Here is a 19,578-nt window from a genome sequence, read left to right on the forward strand (position 1 = left end):
TGGAAATGGGGGGACGGCTCAGGCGGCCGTGTCGATGCAGAGATATTTCAGCTCCGTGAAAGCCTCGAGCCCGTGGCGAGATCCCTCGCGGCCCAGACCGGATTGCTTCCAGCCGCCGAACGGGATCGGGCCGCCGGTGATCTTCACGCGGTTGACGGCCACCATGCCGTATTCGAGAGCGCGACCGAGGCGCATCTGACGCGCGCCGTTTTCAGTGACGACATAGGCGACAAGGCCATATTCGGTGTCGTTGGCGCGAGCGATCACCTCTTCCTCCGTATCGAACGCGGTGACGGCCGCCACCGGTCCAAAGGTCTCCTCGCGCATGATCAGCGCGTTCGACGGCACATCCGTCAAAAGCGTCGGTTCGTAAAACAGCCTGCCCGCCTTATGACGCCTGCCACCCGTGACCAGCCGCGCCCCGAGGCTCACGGCATTGGCGACCTGCTCCTCGATCTTTTGAACGGCACGTTCATGCATCAGCGGGCCGATGTCAGCGTCGTCCTCCAGTCCAGCGCCCACTTTCAGGGCCGCGATACGGTCGGCGAACGCTTTTGCAAAGGCATCGGCGATCGGCCTTTGCACGTAGATGCGGTTGGCGGCAAGGCAATCCTGGCCGGAGGTTGCGAACTTGGCGTTGACGGCGATCCCCACCGCCTTGTCGATATCGGCATCGTCGAAGACGATCAGCGGCGCATGGCCGCCGAGCTCCATCACCAACCGTTTCATTGTCGGGGCGCACTGGGCCGCGATCAGACGGCCGATCTCGGTTGAGCCGGTAAAGCTCATCGCGCGAACACGGGGGTCGGCGCACAGGCGGCCGACAATCGTCGCAGCACTGCCGGTAACGACATTGAAGACGCCGGCCGGGATGCCGGCCCGTTCTCCAAGCTCGGCAAGGGCGAGAGCGGAAAGCGGCGTTTCGGAGGAGGGGTGGGCGACGACCGTGCAGCCGGCAGCAAGTGCTGCGGCAACCTTGCGCGTGACCATGGCAGAGGGGAAATTCCAGGGCGTGACGATACCGATGACTCCGAGAGCCTCGCGTCGGACAATCATCTCGGCATTCGGCAGATGGCTTGTGACGCTCTCCGCATTCAGCCGTTTGCCTTCCTCGGCATACCACTCGATGAAAGAGGCGGCGTAATCTATTTCGCCATAGGATTCCGCGAGCGGTTTGCCCTGCTCGAGCGTCATGAGTAGTGCCAGATCCTGTCTGGAGGCGAGCATCAGCTCGTGCCATTTGTGCAGGATCGCGGCGCGTGCCTGCGGCAGCATTGCGCGCCAGGATGCGAACGCTTCACTGGCGGCGTCAATTGCGACAGCGGTTTCTTCGGCGCCAAGGCTCGCGACCCAGGCAAGCGTTGCCGAAGAGGCCGGGTCTGTGACCTCGAAACTCTTGCTGGCGTTTCCCGCGATCCAGCGTCCACCGACATAGGCAAGGTCACGCAGGAGATGGCGGTCGCTCAATTGCGACAGCGCCTCGTGATAGCTGGGGCGGGCGAAAATGGCAGTCATGGCCGATCTCCTCGTTGCGGATGGAGCTAGTCTTCCACGGGACGAATGAGAGATTGTCTGTTGGTGCGGGCAAAAAGAGAGAGATGGTCTAAAGAGGGAGGGATTGGCGGAGAGATTGTCCAGTGCGCTTCGCAGCCCCGTTGGAGACGCTCCATCGCCTGCGCGTAATCCTCTGGGAAAGCGATTCCGTCTCTCGAACGTTATACGTCAGGACGTCGTCTCGTCATTGGCGGACAGGAAGCAAGAGACCGGAAGGACCGTTTCCTCCTTCACCGTCTTGGTAACGATATAGGTGAAATAGCGGTCAATGCCGAGTTCGCGGTCAAGAAGCCCATCGACCAGCCGCTGATAGGCGTCGATGTCGGGCGCCATGATCTTGAGAATGTAATCGACACCGCCGCCGACGGACCAGCAGGCGACGATCTCTGGAATGGCAATGATGGCGCGCTCGAAGCGCTCGAAATCCGCCTGGCGATGGTTTGCCAGCGTCACTTCCATCATGACGCTGGCAATTGGCGCGATGCGGCGCGGCGCGATGCGGGCATGGTAGCCGGTGATGATCCCCGCCTTTTCCAGCTTCCGCAACCGCATCCAGCAGGGAGTGGGTGACAATCCGGCTTGTTCGGCCAGCGCGAGCTTGGTGATGCGGCCGTCACGCTGGATGGCATCGAGAATGCGCAGGTCGATGGCGTCGAGCTTCATGAGACTTTCTTTGAAGGAAATCATTTCAAACGTAAGGAAAAGACAATGGAAGCGCATTTTGGCATTGTCAATTGAACTGATTTTCAGCACTGTAAAAATCATGACAAAGTGGCGCCCTGATCCCTCACAACTCCGCCGACCAGCCTATCTCTCGCTTGCCGAGCAGATCGCGATCGCCATCACGGACGGCAAACTTGCCGATGGCACCCAGCTGCCGCCACATCGCAAGATGGCGGACGACCTGCATCTCTCAGTGCAGACGGTCAGCCGGGCCTATGACGAACTCATCCGTCGCGGATTGATTTCGGGGGAGATCGGACGCGGCAGTTTTGTCCAGAAGCGGCCGCGCGAACCGGAGCCGCCCTATCTGCCGGAACGGTTAGGAGAGGTGATCGACCTGTCGATCCTGAAACCGGTCTGCGAACAGATCCATCTCGAAAGGATGCGGCAGGCTTTCGCCTGGCTTTCCGAGAACCTGCCATCGAGCTCGGCATTGTCGTTCCGGCCGAACATGGTGTTCCCGCGCCATCGCGCTGTGGCCACGGAATGGCTGGCGCGTTGCGGTCTGGAGGTTTCACCGCTGAACATCAGTCTGACGAACGGTGCGACGTCAGGCATGACGGTGGCGCTGATGAGCGTCGCGCCGCCCGGTACAACGATTGCCACCGAAGCGGTCAGCCATCATACGCTAGTGCCACTCGCCACCTATCTCGGCCTGCATCTGGAAGGTCTGGCGATCGACGAGGAGGGAATGATCCCCGCTGCGCTGGATGAGGCCTGCCGAAAGGGGCCGATCAGGGCGGTTTTCCTGCAGCCCTCAGTGATCAATCCAATGGCGGCACTGATGAGTGCCGAACGCCGGAAGGCATTGGCAGCGGTGGCTGCAAAGCATGATGTCGCGATCATCGAAAACGACATTCTCGGGCCGATGGTGGAGGACCGCGCGCCGCCGATTGCAGCATTTGCGCCGGAGCGAACGCTCTATGTCACGAGCTTCACCAAAATCACCGTCCCGGGCCTCAGAATAGGATATCTCTACGCGCCGGACCGTTACGTTGCCGCCGTCGCCAACCGACATCTCGTTTCGAACTGGATGGCAACGCCGGCAATGGCCGAGATCGCAACGCGCTGGGTGAGCGACGGTACGGCGCTGGAACTCGTCGACTGGCAGCGCCGTGCGCTTCTTAGCCGTCACGCCATCGCGGCGGAAATGCTGACCGGCCTTTCCTACCGGACCCATCCGCAAAGCCTGCACGTCTGGCTGCCGCTATCGGGCGCCCATACCGAGGATTCTTTTGTATCGCAGGCGAGGCTGAGGGGCGTCGCGATCGCACCGGGCACCTCGTTCCGCACCGCCGACCAGGGCTGGACACCGGCGGTGCGCATCTCCCTCGGCTCGACGACGGAGAGCGAATTGCGCACCGGCCTTGGAATTGTTGCTTCCCTGGCGCAGGGAGATCCGGAAGCGCTGCTGCTTGCAATTTGATGCTCCTGCCCTTCGATTGGGCATGCGCAGAATAATTGTCATGATATTATTTTGCGAATTGACATGATTTAAATGGGCCGTCATCGTTAGGACATTGCTTGTCTCAACAGGGAGAGACATGAATGCCTTCGCCTATCATTCGCATCGACAGCATCGTCAAGAAATACGGTCCGCTGACCGTGCTCGACGGCTTGTCGATGAATGTCATGCCGGGCGAGAAACTGGCGCTGATCGGGCCGTCAGGCTCGGGCAAGACCACGATCCTGCGCATCCTGATGACACTTGAAAGCATCAGTGGCGGTCACATCGAGGTCGATGGCGAACAGCTTTATCATATGCCGAACGGCGACAAGCTGGTGCCCGCCGATGAACGCCACCTGCATCACATGCGTGAGAAGATCGGCATGGTCTTCCAGCACTTCAATCTGTTTCCGCACAAATGCGTGCTCGACAATGTGACGTTGGCGCCGATGCTGACGAAGGGCATCAAGCGTCCGGATGCGGAGAAGCGCGCCATGCAGCTTCTCGACATGGTCGGCATGGCCGACAAGGCCAAGAGCGTGCCGGCGCAGCTCTCCGGCGGCCAGAAGCAGCGCGTCGCCATCGCCCGGGCACTGGCGCTTTCGCCGAAGATCATGCTGTTTGACGAGGTGACCTCAGCCCTCGATCCGGAGCTGGTCGAGGAGGTGCTGAACGTCATGAGACGTCTCGCGTCCGAGACCGACATGACGATGCTTCTCGTCACCCATGAAATGGGTTTCGCCCATGATTTTGCCGACCGTGTCCTGTTCTTCGATCGCGGCAAGATCGTCGAGGAAGGCAGGCCGGAAGATATTTTTCGCAATCCGAAGCAGGAGCGGACGCAAACCTTCCTGCGCAAGATCATTGCGGCGGGGCACCGCGTCTGACCGTCCGGCGGCTGACATTTGCCCGCAAGAGAATGCTCAAAAGAAAACCAGAGGAGATGGGAACGATGAAATCAAGATATCTGTTGACGGCCGCCAGTCTGTCGGTGCTCGTCATGACGGCTTTCGCCAGCCCCGTAGCTGCCGATGACGACAAGCTTGAGCAGCTGAAGGAACAGGGCTTCGTCCGCATTGCGATCGCCAACGAGCCACCATTCACCGCCGTCGGCGCCGACGGCAAGGTCTCGGGCGCGGCACCCGACGTCGCACGGGTGATCTTCGAACGGCTCGGCGTCAAGGAAGTGGTCGCCTCGATCTCGGAATATGGAGCAATGATCCCCGGCCTGCAGGCCCGCCGCCACGATGCCATCACCGCGGGCCTCTTCATGAAGCCGGAGCGTTGCGCAGCGGTTGCCTACTCAGAGCCGATCCTCTGCGACGCCGAAGCTTTCGCCGTCAAGAAGGGGAACCCGCTGAAGCTGACGAGCTACAAGGACATCGCCAACAATCCGGACGCCAAGATCGGCGCTCCGGGTGGCGGCACGGAAGAGAAGCTCGCGCTTGAAGCGGGCGTGCCGCGCGACCGCGTCATCGTCGTCCCAGACGGCCAGAGCGGCATCAAAATGCTGCAGGACGGCCGAATCGACGTCTATTCACTGCCGGTTCTCTCCATCCACGACCTGATGACCAAGGCCAACGACCCGAACCTCGAAACCGTCGCTCCGGTCGTCAATGCCCCGGTCTATTGCGATGGCGCGGCCTTCCGCAAGCAGGACGTCGCGCTGCGCGATGCTTTCGACGTCGAGCTGAAGAAGCTTAAGGAGTCGGGCGAATTTGCCAAAATCATCGAGCCTTACGGCTTCTCGGCAAAGGCCGCAATGTCGACCAGCCGCGACAAGCTCTGCGCAGCTGCGAAATAGCGGCGGATAAAGCAACCGGCCATGCCCTCTGCGTGGCCGGTCTCTTCGAATGGTCTAAAGAGCGGTCCTGGATCTTCATGGAATCGCAGAACCGCTTCTGACCTTTTGTTTCACGCAATTCCGAATGGAAAATCGCTTCGCACGTTTTCCTGGAATTGCACTAGAGAAGCGAATTGCCGATGTCGGTCTGGTCCGGCTATCTGACACTGATCCTTGAGGGCGCCCTGGTGACGCTCGAACTGACGGTCATGGGCTCGGCGCTAGCGCTGGTGATGGCCTTCATCGCCGGCCTGGGGCGCCTCTCGCGGTTCTTCATCATCCGCGCCCTGGCGACGGCCTATATCGAATTCTTCCGGGGAACGTCGATTTTCGTCCAGCTCTTCTGGGTCTATTTCGTGTTACCCTTTGCAGGATTGACGCTGACACCGCTGCAGGCGGGCGTGCTGGCGCTCGGGTTGAACGTCGGCGCCTATGCCGCCGAGGTCGTGCGCGGCGCCGTCAAGGCGGTCGGGCGCGAACAGACCGAAGCCTGCGTCGCGCTCAATCTCACGCGTTTCCAGCGTATGCGCTACATCATTCTGCCGCAGGCGCTGCCGCTGATGCTTCCTACCTTCTGCAACAATGCGATCGAGCTCCTGAAGGGCACTGCGGTCGTGTCGCTGATCTCGCTGACGGACCTGACGTTTCAGGCGCAGGTGGTACGGGCACAGACGGGCAACACGCTCGTGCCCTTTGCGACGATCCTCGTCCTCTACTTCATCATGGCGCTCGCGATTTCCACGGCGATGCGCTGGCTCGAGCGGCGGATGACACGCGGCCTCGACGGCATAAGGACCTGATCATATGGAATGGGATTGGGATTTCGTCTGGCAGATCATGCCGACCCTGCTCGAAGGGTTCAAGATCACCATTCTTGCCACCGTTCTCGGCGCGGCCGTTGCCATGGTCCTCGGGTTGATTTTGGCCGTTGCACGTCGTTCCCCGATCGCCGCAGTCTCGCGCAGCGTCGGCTTCGTCTCCGAATTCATCCGTGGCACGCCGCTTCTGGTGCAGCTCTACTTTATCTTCTACGTGCTGCCGGATATCGGCATTCGCCTGACCCCGCTCGTCGCCGGTGTGATCGGCATCGGCCTCCACTATGCGACCTATACCGCCGAGGTCTATCGCGCCGGCATCGAGAACGTACCGCGCGGCCAATGGGAGGCGGCGAAGGCAGCGAACCTGACGACGCGCCAGGCATGGATCCACGTGATTCTGCCACAGGCGATCCCGCCTATGATCCCGGCACTCGCCAATTATTTCATCGCCATGTTCAAGGAGACGCCGCTGCTTTCGGCGATCACGGTGCTCGAACTCATGAACCAGGCCAAGAGCATCGCCAACAGCAACTACCGTTATATCGAGCCAATGACGCTGGTCGGCGTCTTCTTCCTGGTTATCAGCCTGATTTCAGTTCTTGGGCTGCGCTGGCTCGAGGAACGCTACGCCCGGATGGATGATTGATCATGACAGTTGAGATTACCCTTGCAGGCCGCTTGCCGCGGCTGGACGACCGGCCGCTCGAAAAGCGCATCGGACTCGTCATCCTCGCAACCGACCATACGACCGAGGTCGACTTCCAGCGCATGGTCGCCAGTGAGCGGATCGGCGTCTATGTCAGCCGCATTCACTACGCCAACCCGACGACGCCCGAAAATCTGCTGAAGATGCAGCCCTCCTTGACAGCGGGTGCGGCGCTGATCCTGCCGGACGAGCCGTTGGATGCGATCATGTATTCCTGCACGTCAGCCTCGGTCGTCATCGGTGATCGAAGCATCGAGGAAGCGATCCGCGCTGCAAAGCCAGGCGTCCCTGTGGCGACGCCAACGGCGGTGGCAGTGAAAGGACTGAAGGCTGTCGGCGCGAAGCGGATCTCGATCCTGACGCCCTATACGATCGAAACCAGCCGGCCGATGGCGGATTATTTTGCCGGTCTCGGCTTCGAGATCGACCGCTTCACCTGCCTCGGTCTGACCGACGACCGGGAGATGGCGCGGATCGCGCCGGACGAGATCGTCTCCTTCGCGCACCAGGCGACGGCGCCGCAATCCGATGCGCTGTTCATCTCCTGCACCGCCGTGCGCGCTGCACAGGTGGCGGCCCGTATCGAGGTCGAGATCGGCAAGCCAGTGGTCAGCAGCAATCTCGCTACTGCCTGGGCTTGCCTTCGGCTTTGCGGCGACGGCGCTTCCCGGCCCGAGCTCGGCAGCCTGATGACGAAGCCTTATCCGGAAAGCTGAGGCCATCATGACTTCACTGCCCGTTTCGCTCGTTGATATTCACGCCGCAGCTCGCCGGATCGCCGGCCGTGTGCGGCGGACCCCAATGGTACAATCGACCTCGCTCAGCGAAATCGGTGGGTGGCCGGTTCATCTAAAGCTCGAACATCATCAGACAACGGGCAGTTTCAAGCTGCGCGGCGCAAGCAATGCGGTCCTGTCGCTTTCCCAGGAGCAGCGTGCCCGCGGGGTCGTCGCTGCTTCGACCGGTAATCATGGCCGCGCGCTTGCCTATGCGGCAATCGCCGAAGGCGCCATCGCCACGATCTGCATGTCGCGGCTTGTGCCAGAAAACAAGCTTGCGGAAATCCGGCGCCTCGGCGCCAATGTCCGCATCGTCGGACGATCCCAGGACGAGGCGCAGGAAGAGGTCGAGCGGCTGGTGCGCGAAGAGGGGCTGGTAATGGTGCCGCCCTTCGACCATCCAGCCGTCGTGGCGGGGCAGGGCAGCCTTGGCCTCGAAATAATCGAGGAGCTGCCGGATGCGGCTACGGTGCTGGTGCCGCTTTCGGGCGGCGGCCTTGCGGCAGGTGTTGCCGCTGCCGTCAAAGGCGTGAATCCGAAGACCAGGGTGATCGGTCTGACGATGGAGCGCGGCGCCGCGATGAAGGCGAGCCTCGATGCCGGCCAGCCGGTGCAGGTAGAGGAACTGCCGAGCCTTGCTGACTCGCTCGGTGGCGGCATCGGCTTGGACAACCAGGTGACCTTCGCCATGTGCCGCGCGCTGCTCGACGACGTCATCCTGCTGACCGAGGAGGAGATCGCCGCAGGCATGCGCCATGCCTATGCCGCCGAGCGCGAAATCGTCGAGGGGGCAGGAGCGGTCGGTATAGCGGCGCTCCTGGCAGGAAAGATCGAAGCCGGCGGCCCTATCGTGGCGATCCTCTCCGGGCGGAATGTCGACATGGAGCAACACCGGCGGGTGATCAACGGCGAGACGGCGCTTTTCAGGGAGAACGGGGCATGAGCCGGATGATCATACTGACGGAAGCGGAACTAAGGAAAATCGTCAGGCTTGACCGGGACGCTGTCGACTGCGTCGAGGGCGCGTTCCTGGCCTTGGCGACCCGGGCGGTTGCCATGCCACCGATCCTGCGGCTCGACATCCCGGAACATCGCGGCGAAGTCGACGTGAAGACGGCCTATGTGCCCGGCATTGAAGGTTTTGCGATCAAGATCAGCCCCGGCTTCTTCGACAATCCGAAGATCGGCCTGGCGAGCACGAACGGCATGATGGTGCTGCTATCGAGCCGTACCGGGCTGGTGCAGGCGCTGCTGCTCGACAACGGTTATCTGACCGATGTACGCACGGCCGCCGCCGGCGCCGTCGCGGCAAAACATCTGTCGCGGCAGAATTCCGCCGTTGCCGCGATCCTCGGCGCGGGCATGCAGGCGCGGCTGCAGCTTGAGGCTCTGGCATTGGTGCGGCCGATCCGCGAAGCGCGGATATGGACGCGCGATGCTGCGAAAGCGCAAAGTGTGGCTACTGACCTGACCAAGCGGCTCGGCTTTGTCGTCACCGCGATTTCAGATCCTCGAAACGCGGTTACCGGCGCAGATGTCATCGTGACCACCACGCCCTCCGGAACGCCCATTCTCAAATCCGAGTGGCTGGAACCGGGGCAACATCTGACGGCCATGGGTTCGGATGCGGAGCACAAGAACGAAATCGATCCGCCAGCGATCGCCAGAGCCAGTCTCTACGTCGCAGACAGCTTGAAACAGACGCGCCGCCTCGGCGAATTACACCATGCGATCGCCGCAGGGCTCGTAGCAGCCGACGCGCAATTCTCCGAGTTGGGAGAGATCGTCGCCGGCCGAAAGCCGGGGCGAACCAGCAATGAGCAGATCACCATTGCGGACCTGACGGGCACCGGCATCCAGGACACCGCCATAGCCACGCTCGCCCTTGACAGGGCGCGCGCGGCAAACGCCGGAACAATATTCGAAAGCTGATGGCACGACGCCGAAAAAGAAGGGAAGAGACATGACCCAGCCCAATCTCAAATTCTCGCCAGGCGAATATGCCGCTCGGTTGGAAAAGACACGGCATGCCATGGAGGCCAAAGGCATCGAGCTGCTGATCGTCAGTGATCCGTCAAATATGGCCTGGTTGACGGGCTATGACGGCTGGTCCTTCTACGTGCACCAGGCCGTAATCGTGCCGCCGTCCGGTGAGCCGATCTGGTTCGGCCGGGGCCAGGACGCCAACGGTGCCAAGCTGACCGCCTACCTGAGGCATGACAACATCATCGGCTATCCCGACCATTACGTACAATCGACCGAGCGCCACCCGATGGACTATCTCTCCGGCATCCTGTCGGACCGCGGCCTCAGTAAGCTGACGATCGGCGTCGAGATGGACAATTACTGGTTCTCCGCTGCAGCCTTCGCCTCTCTGCAGAAGCATCTGCCGAATGCGCGCTTCGTCGACGCAACGGCACTTGTCAACTGGCAGCGCGCCATCAAGAGCGAAACGGAAATCAAATACATGCGCAACGCCGCCCGCATCGTCGAAGCCATGCACGCGCGCATCTTCGACAAGATCGAAGTGGGTATGCGCAAGTGCGATCTGGTCGCCGAGATCTACGATGCCGGCACGCGGGGCGTCGACGGCATCGGTGGTGACTATCCGGCAATCGTGCCGCTGCTGCCGTCGGGCGTCGAGGCATCCGCGCCGCACCTGACCTGGGACGACCGGCCAATGAAAAAGGGCGAGGGCACTTTCTTCGAGATCGCCGGCTGCTACAACCGCTATCACGTTCCGCTGTCGCGCACGGTATTCCTCGGCAAACCGACGCAGGCGTTCCTCGATGCAGAGAAGGCCACGCTGGAAGGCATGGAGGCGGGCCTTGCGGTCGCAAAGCCCGGCAACCGCTGCGAGGATATTGCCAATGCCTTCTTCGCGGTCCTGAAGAAATACGGCATCGTCAAGGATAACCGCACCGGCTATCCGATTGGCCTCTCCTATCCGCCGGATTGGGGCGAACGCACCATGAGCCTGCGTCCTGGCGACAAGACGGAGCTGAAGCCGGGGATGACCTTCCATTTCATGACCGGCCTCTGGCTCGAGGATATGGGTTTCGAGACGACCGAGAGCATCCTCATCACCGAAACCGGCGTCGAATGCATGGCCAACGTGCCGCGCAAGCTGATGGTCAAGGATTGAGATGGTAATGACCGAGACGGATTTGCGATCGTCGCCGATCAGCGCGACGGTGGATTTTAATGCCGACGGCATTCAGCATGGTTTTCTGCGATTGCCATATAGCCGCGATGATTCCGCCTGGGGTTCGGTGATGATCCCGATCACCGTCATCCGCAACGGCGATGGCCCGACGGCGCTTTTGACCGGCGGCAATCACGGCGACGAATATGAGGGGCCGATAGCGCTTTTTGACCTCGCTCTGACGCTGAAAGCGGAAGAGGTAAAGGGTAGAATCATCATCGTGCCGGCGATGAACTATCCGGCTTTTCTTAGCGGCACGCGAACCTCGCCGATCGACAAAGGCAACATGAACCGCAGTTTTCCGGGAAAGCCGGACGGAACGGTGACGCAGAAGATTGCGGACTACTTTCAACGAACCCTGTTGCCGTTGGCCGATATCGTTCTCGATTTCCATTCCGGCGGCAAGACGCTCGACTTCCTGCCCTTCTGCGCGGCACATATCCTGCCGGACAAGGTCCAGGAGGCCAAGGCGTTCGAACTCGTCAGGGCTTTCGGTGCGCCCTATTCGATGAAGATGCTCGAAATCGATGCGGTCGGCATGTACGACACGGCCGCCGAGGAGATGGGAAAGATCTTCATCACCACCGAGCTCGGCGGTGGCGGCACGGCGACGGCGAAAAGCGCCGGCATTGCCAAGCGCGGCGTTATCAACATGTTGACCTATGCGAGTATCCTCAGCGGTGACGTGGAAAGCCTGCCGACCGAATGGCTCGATATGCCGGATGGAGACTGCTTCTGCTTCGCAGAGGATGGCGGGCTTGTCGAATTTCTCGCTGATCTCGGCGATCGCGTCGAACAGGGCACAGTGATCGCGCGTATTTATCCCGTATCCCGCACCGGTGCGTCGCCCATGAACATTGTGGCGAAGATGGATGGCATCCTCGCCGCTCGCCATTTTCCGGGGCTCATCAAGTCGGGAGATTGTGCTGCCGTTCTGGCCGTAACGATGGCGTAAAAGCATCGAAGGGAATCCGCGAGGACCTGGCGTGCCGCCGGCTCAGCCGGACACCGCTGCAATTGCTCGTCCAGAGACAAGCTGAACCAATTCGGCATGTCTGCCGGTTGAGACGGGAGCTTGGGTCGGGGCGGCAAGTCTCGGGAGGATGTTGGCCCCCGTCTCACATCCCGAACCGACGTGCGGAAACTATGTTCCGAACGTCGATGAAAAAGTCGGCTCCAACGCAGGTGGCAAAAGCGCTCGGGAACATTATCGGGAACATATGGTTCGAGAAAGGAAAGCGCGCCGTCCGTAATAGCACCGTAATGGCCTTGGGCGGCGCGCAATTATTGCCGTCGCATTTGCCAAGAGGATGGGTGGGAGGAGATCGGAATGTCCGCAAAGGTCAGAAGATCTCAAACTAATGCGACGACGCAAAATCAAGAGCGTGATCGAGTCGGCATCCTGACGTTTCACCGTTGCATAAACTACGGTTCGTATTGGCAGGCACGCTGTCTGGTCGAGGGACTTGCTGACATGACCGTCGATGCCGTTCTTCTTGAACACAGAGGAGGGCGCGTCGACCGCGCAGAATGGCGATGCGCGCTGCAGCCGCTGCTTCCTGTCATAACACCGAAAGAAGACTATCCCCGTTACAAAAGAAAGATGCGCAAGTTCTTCGACGCATTTGCAGCGCTCCCCCTTTCATCGCCATTCCTACTGGAGAATCCGGTTGATGTGGAGGAGTTTCGCCTGGTTATCGTCGGCAGCGACGAAGTGTGGAACCTCAAGCATCCCTGGTACGGAGGATACTCGCTGTTTTATGGGGAAGGCCTGCGATCCAGGCGCATCGTTTCTTATGCGGCGACCTTCGGCAATTTGGCTTCCTCCGAAGGTTTGAAGGGCTACTGGTCCGAAAAGCTGAACCGTTTTTCGAACATATCGGTTCGTGACCTTAATTCGAAGCGGCTGATTCAAGATGCGTTGGGTTTCAGCCCCGAGCTCGTTTTGGATCCCTGCCTACAATTCCCGCAGGTGATCCGGCCCGCTGTACGAGAGGAAGAGGCGCCGCCATATGTTGCCGTCTATGGGCATAGTTTTCCTGACTGGTTCCAGCATATTGTCAGGCGATGGTCCCACCGAAGGCAATACACCCTTGTCAGCATCGGCTATCGGAATGACTGGGCTGACAAGCAGTGGATCGATGCCGGGCCTGAGGATTTTGCCGGCTTCATTGCGGGAGCAAAAGCCGTGGTGACGAACTTCTTTCATGGATGTGTCTTTTCATTGGTAAACGGCAAGCCCTTCGCCTGCGCCCTGTCCGACTATCGAGGCAACAAGGTGACTGACCTGGCAATGACGGTCGGAGCCATACGGCATGTCATGCATGAGGCAAGCACTGAGCGGCGGTATGACGCTGTGCTGAGTGAGCCACTGGATCCCGCTATCTCCCGTCGCATCGCTGAACTGCGCCGCAACTCCGGCGACTATCTCCGCCATGTCCTTCAATAAGCTTTCCCATCGACAGCAAGGCGCCGAACAGGTGACGCCACAGGATATCCTCCGTTCCGGCCTCTGCATCGGCTGCGGCGTCTGTGCGGCACAAGCAGGACGATCCGGCGTCCGAATGGATTTCGACCGATATGGGCAGATGAAGCCCATCGCGTCGACGGAGTGGTTGCGCAGTCGACATGCGCAATTTCCGTACATTTGTCCGTTTTCCCCAGCCGCCAGGAACGAGGATGAATTGGCTGGCGTCCTGTTTCCATCGGCCGCCAAACGCGATGGCCACATCGGTCGGTTCGAGGCTGCCTATGTTGGCTATGTCGAGGAAGAAAATTATCGGGCCGAAGGCAGTTCCGGGGGGATGGTTACCTGGGTTGCGGCAGAGCTCCTGCGGCGGGGTCTGGTCGATGGTGTGGCGCATGTGACGGCGACCGACCGTTCCGGAGACGACGATCGTCTGTTCCGCTATGGAATATCGCGAAACCTGGAGGCACTCCGCGCCGGCGCAAAGTCGCGATATTATCCGGTCGAGATTTCGGGCGTGCTCGATACGATACGAAGGGTCCCCGGTCGATATGCCATCGTCGGCATTCCGTGCTTCATCAAGGCTGTCCGGCTGGCCTGTGCGAACGATGCGGTATTGAACACCCGGATCGCTTTTACTCTTGGCTTGTTTTGCGGTCACATGAAGAGCGCCCGGCTAGCCGAAAGCTTCGCCTGGCAGATGCATGAGGATATAAGCGATGTTACGCGGCTCGATTATCGTGTGAAGAGCCCGGATCGTCCGGCGAATTGGTATCGGGCGCAATTGACGCTCAGGGATGGACGCATCTGCAGTCGCGACTGGTGGCATCTGGCCGACGGCGATTGGGGTGCCGGCTTCTTTCAGAACTCCGCCTGCAATTTCTGTGACGACGTGGTTGCCGAAACGGCCGATATTGCTTTTGGCGATGCTTGGAAGGAACCCTATTCCTCAGATGGCAGGGGGACGAATGTGGTTATCGTACGCTCGCCGAGGCTTTTGGACCTCATTCGTGCGGCAATGGACACGAAGCGCATCGCGCTATCCCCGGTGGATGCCGATTTCGTGATTGCCACTCAGGCGGCCGGGTTTCGCCAACGCCGCGAAGGTCTTTCATTCCGCCTTAGCTGGCCCCGTCTGGGCGTACGAACTCGAAAGCGGGTTCAGGTCGGCAATCAGAGACTGCCGGCCCGGCGCACGGCGATTTACCTTATGCGCTACGGCATCAGTCTTTGGAGTCATCGGGTCTTCTGGGCCGCGCGCCTGTTGCGGCTTCCTGCGCTCTATCTGACCTGGGCCCGCGCAGCTCTCGCTTGCTACCAGGGCCTGGCCTATTCTCGCGGAAAGCTGGGCGGCATCCTGGATCGGCTGACCTCATCTGGTGCCGAAGGTCGCGAGTGAATTAAGCTTGAGAAGCCGAGCGGCTGAATGCACAGTGCGCGACATGTAGCGACTTTCCTGTCGCGGTGCGTAACGTGCGACCATTTCATCGCAGAACTCGGCGAACTCCTCCGGGACAAGCGGCGGGCTGGTATGGTGAGGCGCAATGCCCCTGTGTTCCGGCGTGAAGCAGAATGTTGCGGTCACGTCAAAGTCCTCGAGAGCACGCATCTGCCGATCGAACCAGTCGAGCGCATTGGGACGGAACCTGTCCGCCCAGGACAGGCCGGTGCGCAGGGATTTCACGCCCAGCCGTTTCATCCAGGCGACCGCGTCATCGAGCCTTGGATCTTCGAAATGGAACCATTGGACGATCCCGAATTCCGGCGTGTGCTTGGCAAATTCCTCAAGCGCCGGTTTCGGGCTGCCGTCCTCCCGCAAAATACCCATGTAGAAATGCCGATAGTAGGAAGAGCCTTCAGCTTCGCGATGACGGGTGGTTGCTTCCCATGATCGCGGAAGATCATAGAGACTATACCATTGGCACCGCTCCACCTTGCCTTTCAACAACTCGGCGGTGCGCTTCAGACCCCACAATTGAACTTCCTCCGCACCGAAGGTCGAAACCCCGACCTCGCTGATCCAGACCGGCAGGTCGGTGACTGCGCGTATCTCGTCTACCTTGTCGGGCCATTCATGGATCTGCCACAGGTTCCAATCGAGCGGAAAGCCATGAACGGCCACGGCATCGACATGATCGAGCACGCCATATTCCTTCATGAGGGTCATGAAGCCCGAATCGATCGGGGAGATTCCACCAAGCACTTTGACGAGCTCCGGATTTCTCGCGGCGATCGCATCGGCGGCGAGAACAGCCATGCGCGCGAAGCGACTCCAGTCGGGATCGATTTCCGGATCCCAATGCGATTTGTTGTTCGGTTCATTCCAGATCATGGTTGCTTCGATCATGTTCCTTCCCCAACGTTGGGCGTTCTATGAGACGATTTCGTTGAGCGTCACCACCTTGGCACCCCAATGACCAACGACCACCGTGGTAACGGAAGCAGGTGCGACATCGAACCTTGGCCAGGCGTCGGCGGGCAGCCCCAGCACGTGACAGACGGCCGCCTTGATGACGTCAGCATGCGAAACCAGGACAAGTTTCCTGCCGCTATTGCGCATCGACAAAGCTTCGATCAGGCCGACGATCCGGCTCTGTACGTCGAGCATCGTTTCACCGGCCGGCGTCCGTGCGAAGGTTCGAACGGTGTTCCACCTGTGCCACAGCGGATCGGCATCGAGAGCTTCAAATGTTTTCCCGGACCAATCGCCGAAATTTACCTCGTCGAGCGCTTCCGCAAGCTGCGGCGGTCCAAGGCTGCAGGCCGAGGCGATGGCAGCAGCTGTCTCTCGTGTGCGCTCGCGGGGACTGGTATGAATTTCGGCGAGTTCCTCACGCTTCATCCGCTGCGCAAGGCGCCGGGCTTGAGCTTGACCAGCGGATCCCAGCGAAATGCCTTCGGCTCGACCTGCAAGGAAGGCGCCGACATTGTCGTGGGCTGCATGACGTACGAGAAAGAACGTTGCCGTCATTCTGCCGCCCCGCGCAGAACATCCTCGTGGCCGTTGATGAAATCTTGCGTGCGCCGCCGCGCTTCATGATCGTTGAACTGTTGGGGCGGAGACTTCATGAAATAGCTCGACGGTCCTGTAAGAACCCCGCCGATGCCGCGATCCAGCGCCAATCTGGCGCACCGTATCGCATCGATCACCACGCCCGCAGAATTGGGAGAGTCCCACACTTCGAGCTTGAGTTCTGCATTGAGCGGTACGCCGCCGAAGGTGGTGCCCTCGAGCCTGATATAAGCCCATTTCCTGTCGGTCAGCCAAGGCACATGATCACTTGGGCCGACATGAACGTCGCCGGCGGGAAGCGGAATATCCAGCTGGCTGGTAACGGATTGCGTCTTCGAAATCTTCTTCGATTCCAGTCGTTCGCGTTCCAGCATGTTCAAGAAATCCGTGTTTCCGCCGAAATTCAGCTGGTAAGTTCGTTCAATCTGGACCCCACGGTCACGAAAGAGATTCACCAGCATCCGGTGGATGATTGTCGCACCGACCTGGCTCTTGATGTCATCTCCGATGATCGGCAGGCCACGTTCGGCGAACCTCTTTTGCCATTCCGGTTTGGAAGCGATGAACACCGGAATGCAATTGATGAATGCGCAGCCAGCGGCCAGCGCCTGTTCGGCATACCATTTCGTCGCTTCCTCGGAGCCAACCGGGAGGTAAGATACGAGCACATCCGTCCTGGTGCGCTTCAGGATGTCCATGACATCGGCGGCGGGTTCGGCCGATTCTTCGATTTCGCTCCGGAGATATTTACCAATTCCATCAAACGTTCTGCCGCGATGCACTTCGACGCCGATCGGCATGACGTCCGCGAAGCGCTTCGTGTTGTTCGGTTTGGCATAGATTGCGTCCGCGACATCGCGCCCTACCTTAGAGCTTGCAACATCGAATGCGGCTGATATTTCCACGTCGCGCACGTGATATCCGCCGAGTTCAACGTGCATGAGACCCGGGACGGGTTCATTGCCGTCGACGTCGCGATAGTAGGTCAGTCCCTGAACCAGGGACGATGCACAGTTGCCGACTCCGACCAAGCCGACGCGTATAGCCTTAGAGCGCATCCTCGCCTCCAGCATCTACAAAGCTATTTGCCGAACAGGCGGGAGCGCAAAGTGTTCCATGAAAACTCTTTTTTCTGACGCATGGATCGCTGGAGCCCTGCAAGCGTTCGATAGGCTGGAGGCGGAGAAACGGCCATGCTGGTCTATGGCGACGTGGAACATGTTGGATTTCCCGCTTCGGCACGTGCCGAGATCGGAGAGAAAATCGATGGCTGGGCACGATCGCCGCCGGGGCGGCGCCGCCATGAGCTGCTGGTGCAGGCCTTTCTCACGACGGGAGAACTCGTTCAGGGATTGGCCGATCAGGAGTTCGAAATCAAGGCTGCCGATGATGTGTCCGAAATCCAGCAAGCCGGCGCGACGCTCCTGCTCTTCCAGGCTCGAGCAATCATGCAGTCGTGGCGAAGCGGGTTTTCTGGAGGACCATCGCTTCCGGCGCCCTGGGGAGGCCTGCTGGAGCGTCTCCACAGTCCTGAACCAGTGCGGATGCGGCGGGCGGAGGGCTATGCCCTCTATGCGCTCTATCCGGAGAGCTACCTGGAAGCAGCTTCAAGATCGACGTTGACGCCAAAGACGGTTGTGATCGGTATTCGAAGCATCGGTATCACGCTGGCGGCTCTGGTTTCCGCCGCACTTGGATCCGGGCCGGCCTATTCGCTTCGCCCGACAGGACATCCATTCGAGCGCCATGTCCAAGTCAGTGCCGCACTTTCGAAGCGTATCCTTGCAGACACCGAAGCCGACTTCGCGATCGTGGATGAGGGGCCCGGACTATCCGGCAGCTCATTTGGAAGTGTTGCCGACTGGTTGCAGGAAAATGGCGTGGCCGCGTCCCGGCTTCATTTCTTTCCGAGCCACCGGGGAGATTTAGGTCCGCATGCGAGCGCGTCTCATCGTACACGCTGGGCGGAACGCCCACGGCACGTCGTCGATGTCGTTGATCTCATCCTCAAGTCACCGGAGCCGGCGCATCGGCTGCAAACATGGGTGGATGATCTCGTCGGTGCCTCCGGGCATTCCTGGCGGGACGTGTCGGGCGGTGGCTGGCGCGCCGTCCGTTATAAGGATCTCGAATCGTGGCCGCCAAGCCATATGCAGATGGAGAAGCGGAAATTTCTGGTGCAGGCGGACGGCGAAACCTGGCTCGTCAAATTCGCGGGCCTTGGAAGGACGGGTATGGAGAAGGCTCGAAGGGGTTCATTGCTGAGCGAGGCGGGATTCACGCCGAAAATTGCAGGCACTTGTTATGGCTTCAGCATCGAGAAATGGCTTGAAGGCATGCCCGCCAATGCCGCGGGCCTGCCTTCGCAGCAAGTGGTGGATCATCTCGGCCAATATCTCGGCTTTCGCGCCCGCCATCTTCCTGCTCCGAATGGCGGCGCCTCGGTTCAGGACCTTTGCCGCATGGCCATACATAACGTTGGAGAAGCGCTCGGGGCGGACGCCGCCGAAAGACTCGGGCGCTTGATCGGCCGCCCGAAAAACATAAGCCGCCGGCTGCGCCGCATCGATACGGACAATCGACTTCAGACATGGGAATGGCTGATAACCGGAGACGGACGCCTGGTGAAGACCGATGCGCGCGACCACAATGCCGCACATGATCTGGTCGGTTGCCAGGATGTGGCCTGGGATGTCGCCGGTGCGTGCGTGGAGTTTGATCTTTCCACGCCCGAACGCGATCGCCTGGCCGAAATCGTCGCGCGTGAGGCCGATTGTGATTTGCGCAAGGACGTGCTCACGGTGTTTGAAGCTTGCTATCTAGGGTTCCAGATAGGCCTATGGTCAGGCGCCAGAGCAACTGTTACAGGATCCGAGAAAGAGCGCATCGGAAGGTTGGTGAAGCGCTATCTGGACCACTTGCATCAGCTGCTCGATGCCTGATGCATGTCGCGCAAAAGTGTGCAGCGGTTTTGCGGCAATGACATGCATGAAAACAATAAGCTAAAGCCTGTCGCGTGAGCC

18 protein-coding genes are annotated in these 19,578 nt (G+C 60.2%); 13 read left to right on the plus strand and 5 right to left on the minus strand.

Features of this window, described 5'->3' with window-relative positions; genetic code table 11:
- Positions 1 to 18 precede the first annotated feature (18 nt).
- Both AAE029_RS27625 and AAE029_RS27630 read right to left on the minus strand, forming a co-directional pair.
- Positions 19 to 1,515 (minus strand): NAD-dependent succinate-semialdehyde dehydrogenase, encoded by a 1,497-nt coding sequence (locus AAE029_RS27625; RefSeq protein ID WP_371076112.1) that lies wholly within the window; start codon positions 1,513 to 1,515, stop codon positions 19 to 21.
- A gap of 207 nt (positions 1,516 to 1,722) precedes the next feature.
- Positions 1,723 to 2,217, minus strand: a complete 495-nt coding sequence (locus AAE029_RS27630; RefSeq protein WP_371076113.1) for an Lrp/AsnC family transcriptional regulator — start codon at positions 2,215 to 2,217, stop codon at positions 1,723 to 1,725.
- A gap of 100 nt (positions 2,218 to 2,317) precedes the next feature.
- On the opposite strand from AAE029_RS27630, the gene AAE029_RS27635 reads away from it, so the two are divergent.
- The 12 genes from AAE029_RS27635 (at position 2,318) to AAE029_RS27690 (ending at position 14,941) form a co-directional block, all read left to right on the plus strand.
- Positions 2,318 to 3,703, plus strand: a complete 1,386-nt coding sequence (locus tag AAE029_RS27635) for a PLP-dependent aminotransferase family protein (protein ID WP_371076114.1) — start codon at positions 2,318 to 2,320, stop codon at positions 3,701 to 3,703.
- Positions 3,704 to 3,825: 122 nt separating this feature from the next.
- Entirely contained in the window at positions 3,826 to 4,611 is a 786-nt protein-coding gene (gene ehuA, locus AAE029_RS27640; protein ID WP_371076115.1) for an ectoine/hydroxyectoine ABC transporter ATP-binding protein EhuA, read from the plus strand.
- 65 nt (positions 4,612 to 4,676) lie between these two features.
- A complete protein-coding gene (gene ehuB / locus AAE029_RS27645; RefSeq protein WP_371076116.1) occupies positions 4,677 to 5,528 on the plus strand; it encodes an ectoine/hydroxyectoine ABC transporter substrate-binding protein EhuB in 852 nt (283 codons plus the stop codon).
- Positions 5,529 to 5,707: 179 nt separating this feature from the next.
- The gene (ehuC, locus tag AAE029_RS27650; RefSeq protein ID WP_371076117.1) at positions 5,708 to 6,367 is read left to right on the plus strand and encodes an ectoine/hydroxyectoine ABC transporter permease subunit EhuC; all 660 of its coding nucleotides are present in this window, start codon (positions 5,708 to 5,710) and stop codon (positions 6,365 to 6,367) included.
- A 4-nt stretch (positions 6,368 to 6,371) separates the two neighbouring features.
- Complete coding sequence (gene ehuD, locus AAE029_RS27655; protein ID WP_371076118.1) at positions 6,372 to 7,031, plus strand: ectoine/hydroxyectoine ABC transporter permease subunit EhuD; 660 nt, start codon at positions 6,372 to 6,374, stop codon at positions 7,029 to 7,031.
- Positions 7,032 to 7,033: 2 nt separating this feature from the next.
- Positions 7,034 to 7,807, plus strand: a complete 774-nt coding sequence (gene eutA / locus AAE029_RS27660) for an ectoine utilization protein EutA (protein ID WP_371076119.1) — start codon at positions 7,034 to 7,036, stop codon at positions 7,805 to 7,807.
- Between the two features lie 4 nt (positions 7,808 to 7,811).
- Positions 7,812 to 8,813, plus strand: a complete 1,002-nt coding sequence (gene eutB / locus AAE029_RS27665) for a hydroxyectoine utilization dehydratase EutB (protein WP_371076229.1) — start codon at positions 7,812 to 7,814, stop codon at positions 8,811 to 8,813.
- Positions 8,810 to 9,802 (plus strand): ectoine utilization protein EutC, encoded by a 993-nt coding sequence (gene eutC / locus AAE029_RS27670; RefSeq protein WP_371076120.1) that lies wholly within the window; start codon positions 8,810 to 8,812, stop codon positions 9,800 to 9,802. Before eutB ends, eutC begins: the two co-directional genes overlap by 4 nt.
- Before the next feature lie 31 nt (positions 9,803 to 9,833).
- A complete protein-coding gene (gene doeA, locus AAE029_RS27675) occupies positions 9,834 to 11,015 on the plus strand; it encodes an ectoine hydrolase DoeA (RefSeq protein WP_371076121.1) in 1,182 nt (393 codons plus the stop codon).
- Positions 11,016 to 11,022: 7 nt separating this feature from the next.
- A complete protein-coding gene (gene doeB / locus AAE029_RS27680; protein WP_371076122.1) occupies positions 11,023 to 12,030 on the plus strand; it encodes a N(2)-acetyl-L-2,4-diaminobutanoate deacetylase DoeB in 1,008 nt (335 codons plus the stop codon).
- Positions 12,031 to 12,405: 375 nt separating this feature from the next.
- Positions 12,406 to 13,524: a polysaccharide pyruvyl transferase family protein gene (locus AAE029_RS27685; protein WP_371076123.1), complete on the plus strand. Its 1,119-nt coding sequence runs from the start codon at positions 12,406 to 12,408 to the stop codon at positions 13,522 to 13,524.
- Entirely contained in the window at positions 13,511 to 14,941 is a 1,431-nt protein-coding gene (locus AAE029_RS27690; protein WP_371076124.1) for a Coenzyme F420 hydrogenase/dehydrogenase, beta subunit C-terminal domain, read from the plus strand. Before AAE029_RS27685 ends, AAE029_RS27690 begins: the two co-directional genes overlap by 14 nt.
- Here the strand turns inward: AAE029_RS27690 and AAE029_RS27695 are convergent.
- From AAE029_RS27695 to AAE029_RS27705, 3 genes are read right to left on the minus strand one after another with little or no spacing between them, the layout of a single operon-like run.
- Positions 14,915 to 15,889 (minus strand): beta-xylosidase, encoded by a 975-nt coding sequence (locus tag AAE029_RS27695; RefSeq protein ID WP_371076125.1) that lies wholly within the window; start codon positions 15,887 to 15,889, stop codon positions 14,915 to 14,917. The genes AAE029_RS27690 and AAE029_RS27695 overlap by 27 nt on opposite strands.
- Before the next feature lie 24 nt (positions 15,890 to 15,913).
- Positions 15,914 to 16,513, minus strand: a complete 600-nt coding sequence (locus AAE029_RS27700) for a histidine phosphatase family protein (RefSeq protein ID WP_371076126.1) — start codon at positions 16,511 to 16,513, stop codon at positions 15,914 to 15,916.
- On the minus strand, positions 16,510 to 17,613 hold the full coding sequence (locus AAE029_RS27705; RefSeq protein WP_371076127.1) for an inositol-3-phosphate synthase: 1,104 nt from the start codon (positions 17,611 to 17,613) through the stop codon (positions 16,510 to 16,512). Before AAE029_RS27705 ends, AAE029_RS27700 begins: the two co-directional genes overlap by 4 nt.
- A gap of 135 nt (positions 17,614 to 17,748) precedes the next feature.
- On the opposite strand from AAE029_RS27705, the gene AAE029_RS27710 reads away from it, so the two are divergent.
- Positions 17,749 to 19,497, plus strand: coding sequence for a hypothetical protein (locus AAE029_RS27710; protein WP_371076128.1), 1,749 nt, complete (start codon positions 17,749 to 17,751; stop codon positions 19,495 to 19,497).
- Positions 19,498 to 19,578: the final 81 nt, after the last annotated feature.

Source organism: Sinorhizobium sp. CB7, from assembly GCF_041357635.1.
GTDB lineage: Bacteria > Pseudomonadota > Alphaproteobacteria > Rhizobiales > Rhizobiaceae > Rhizobium.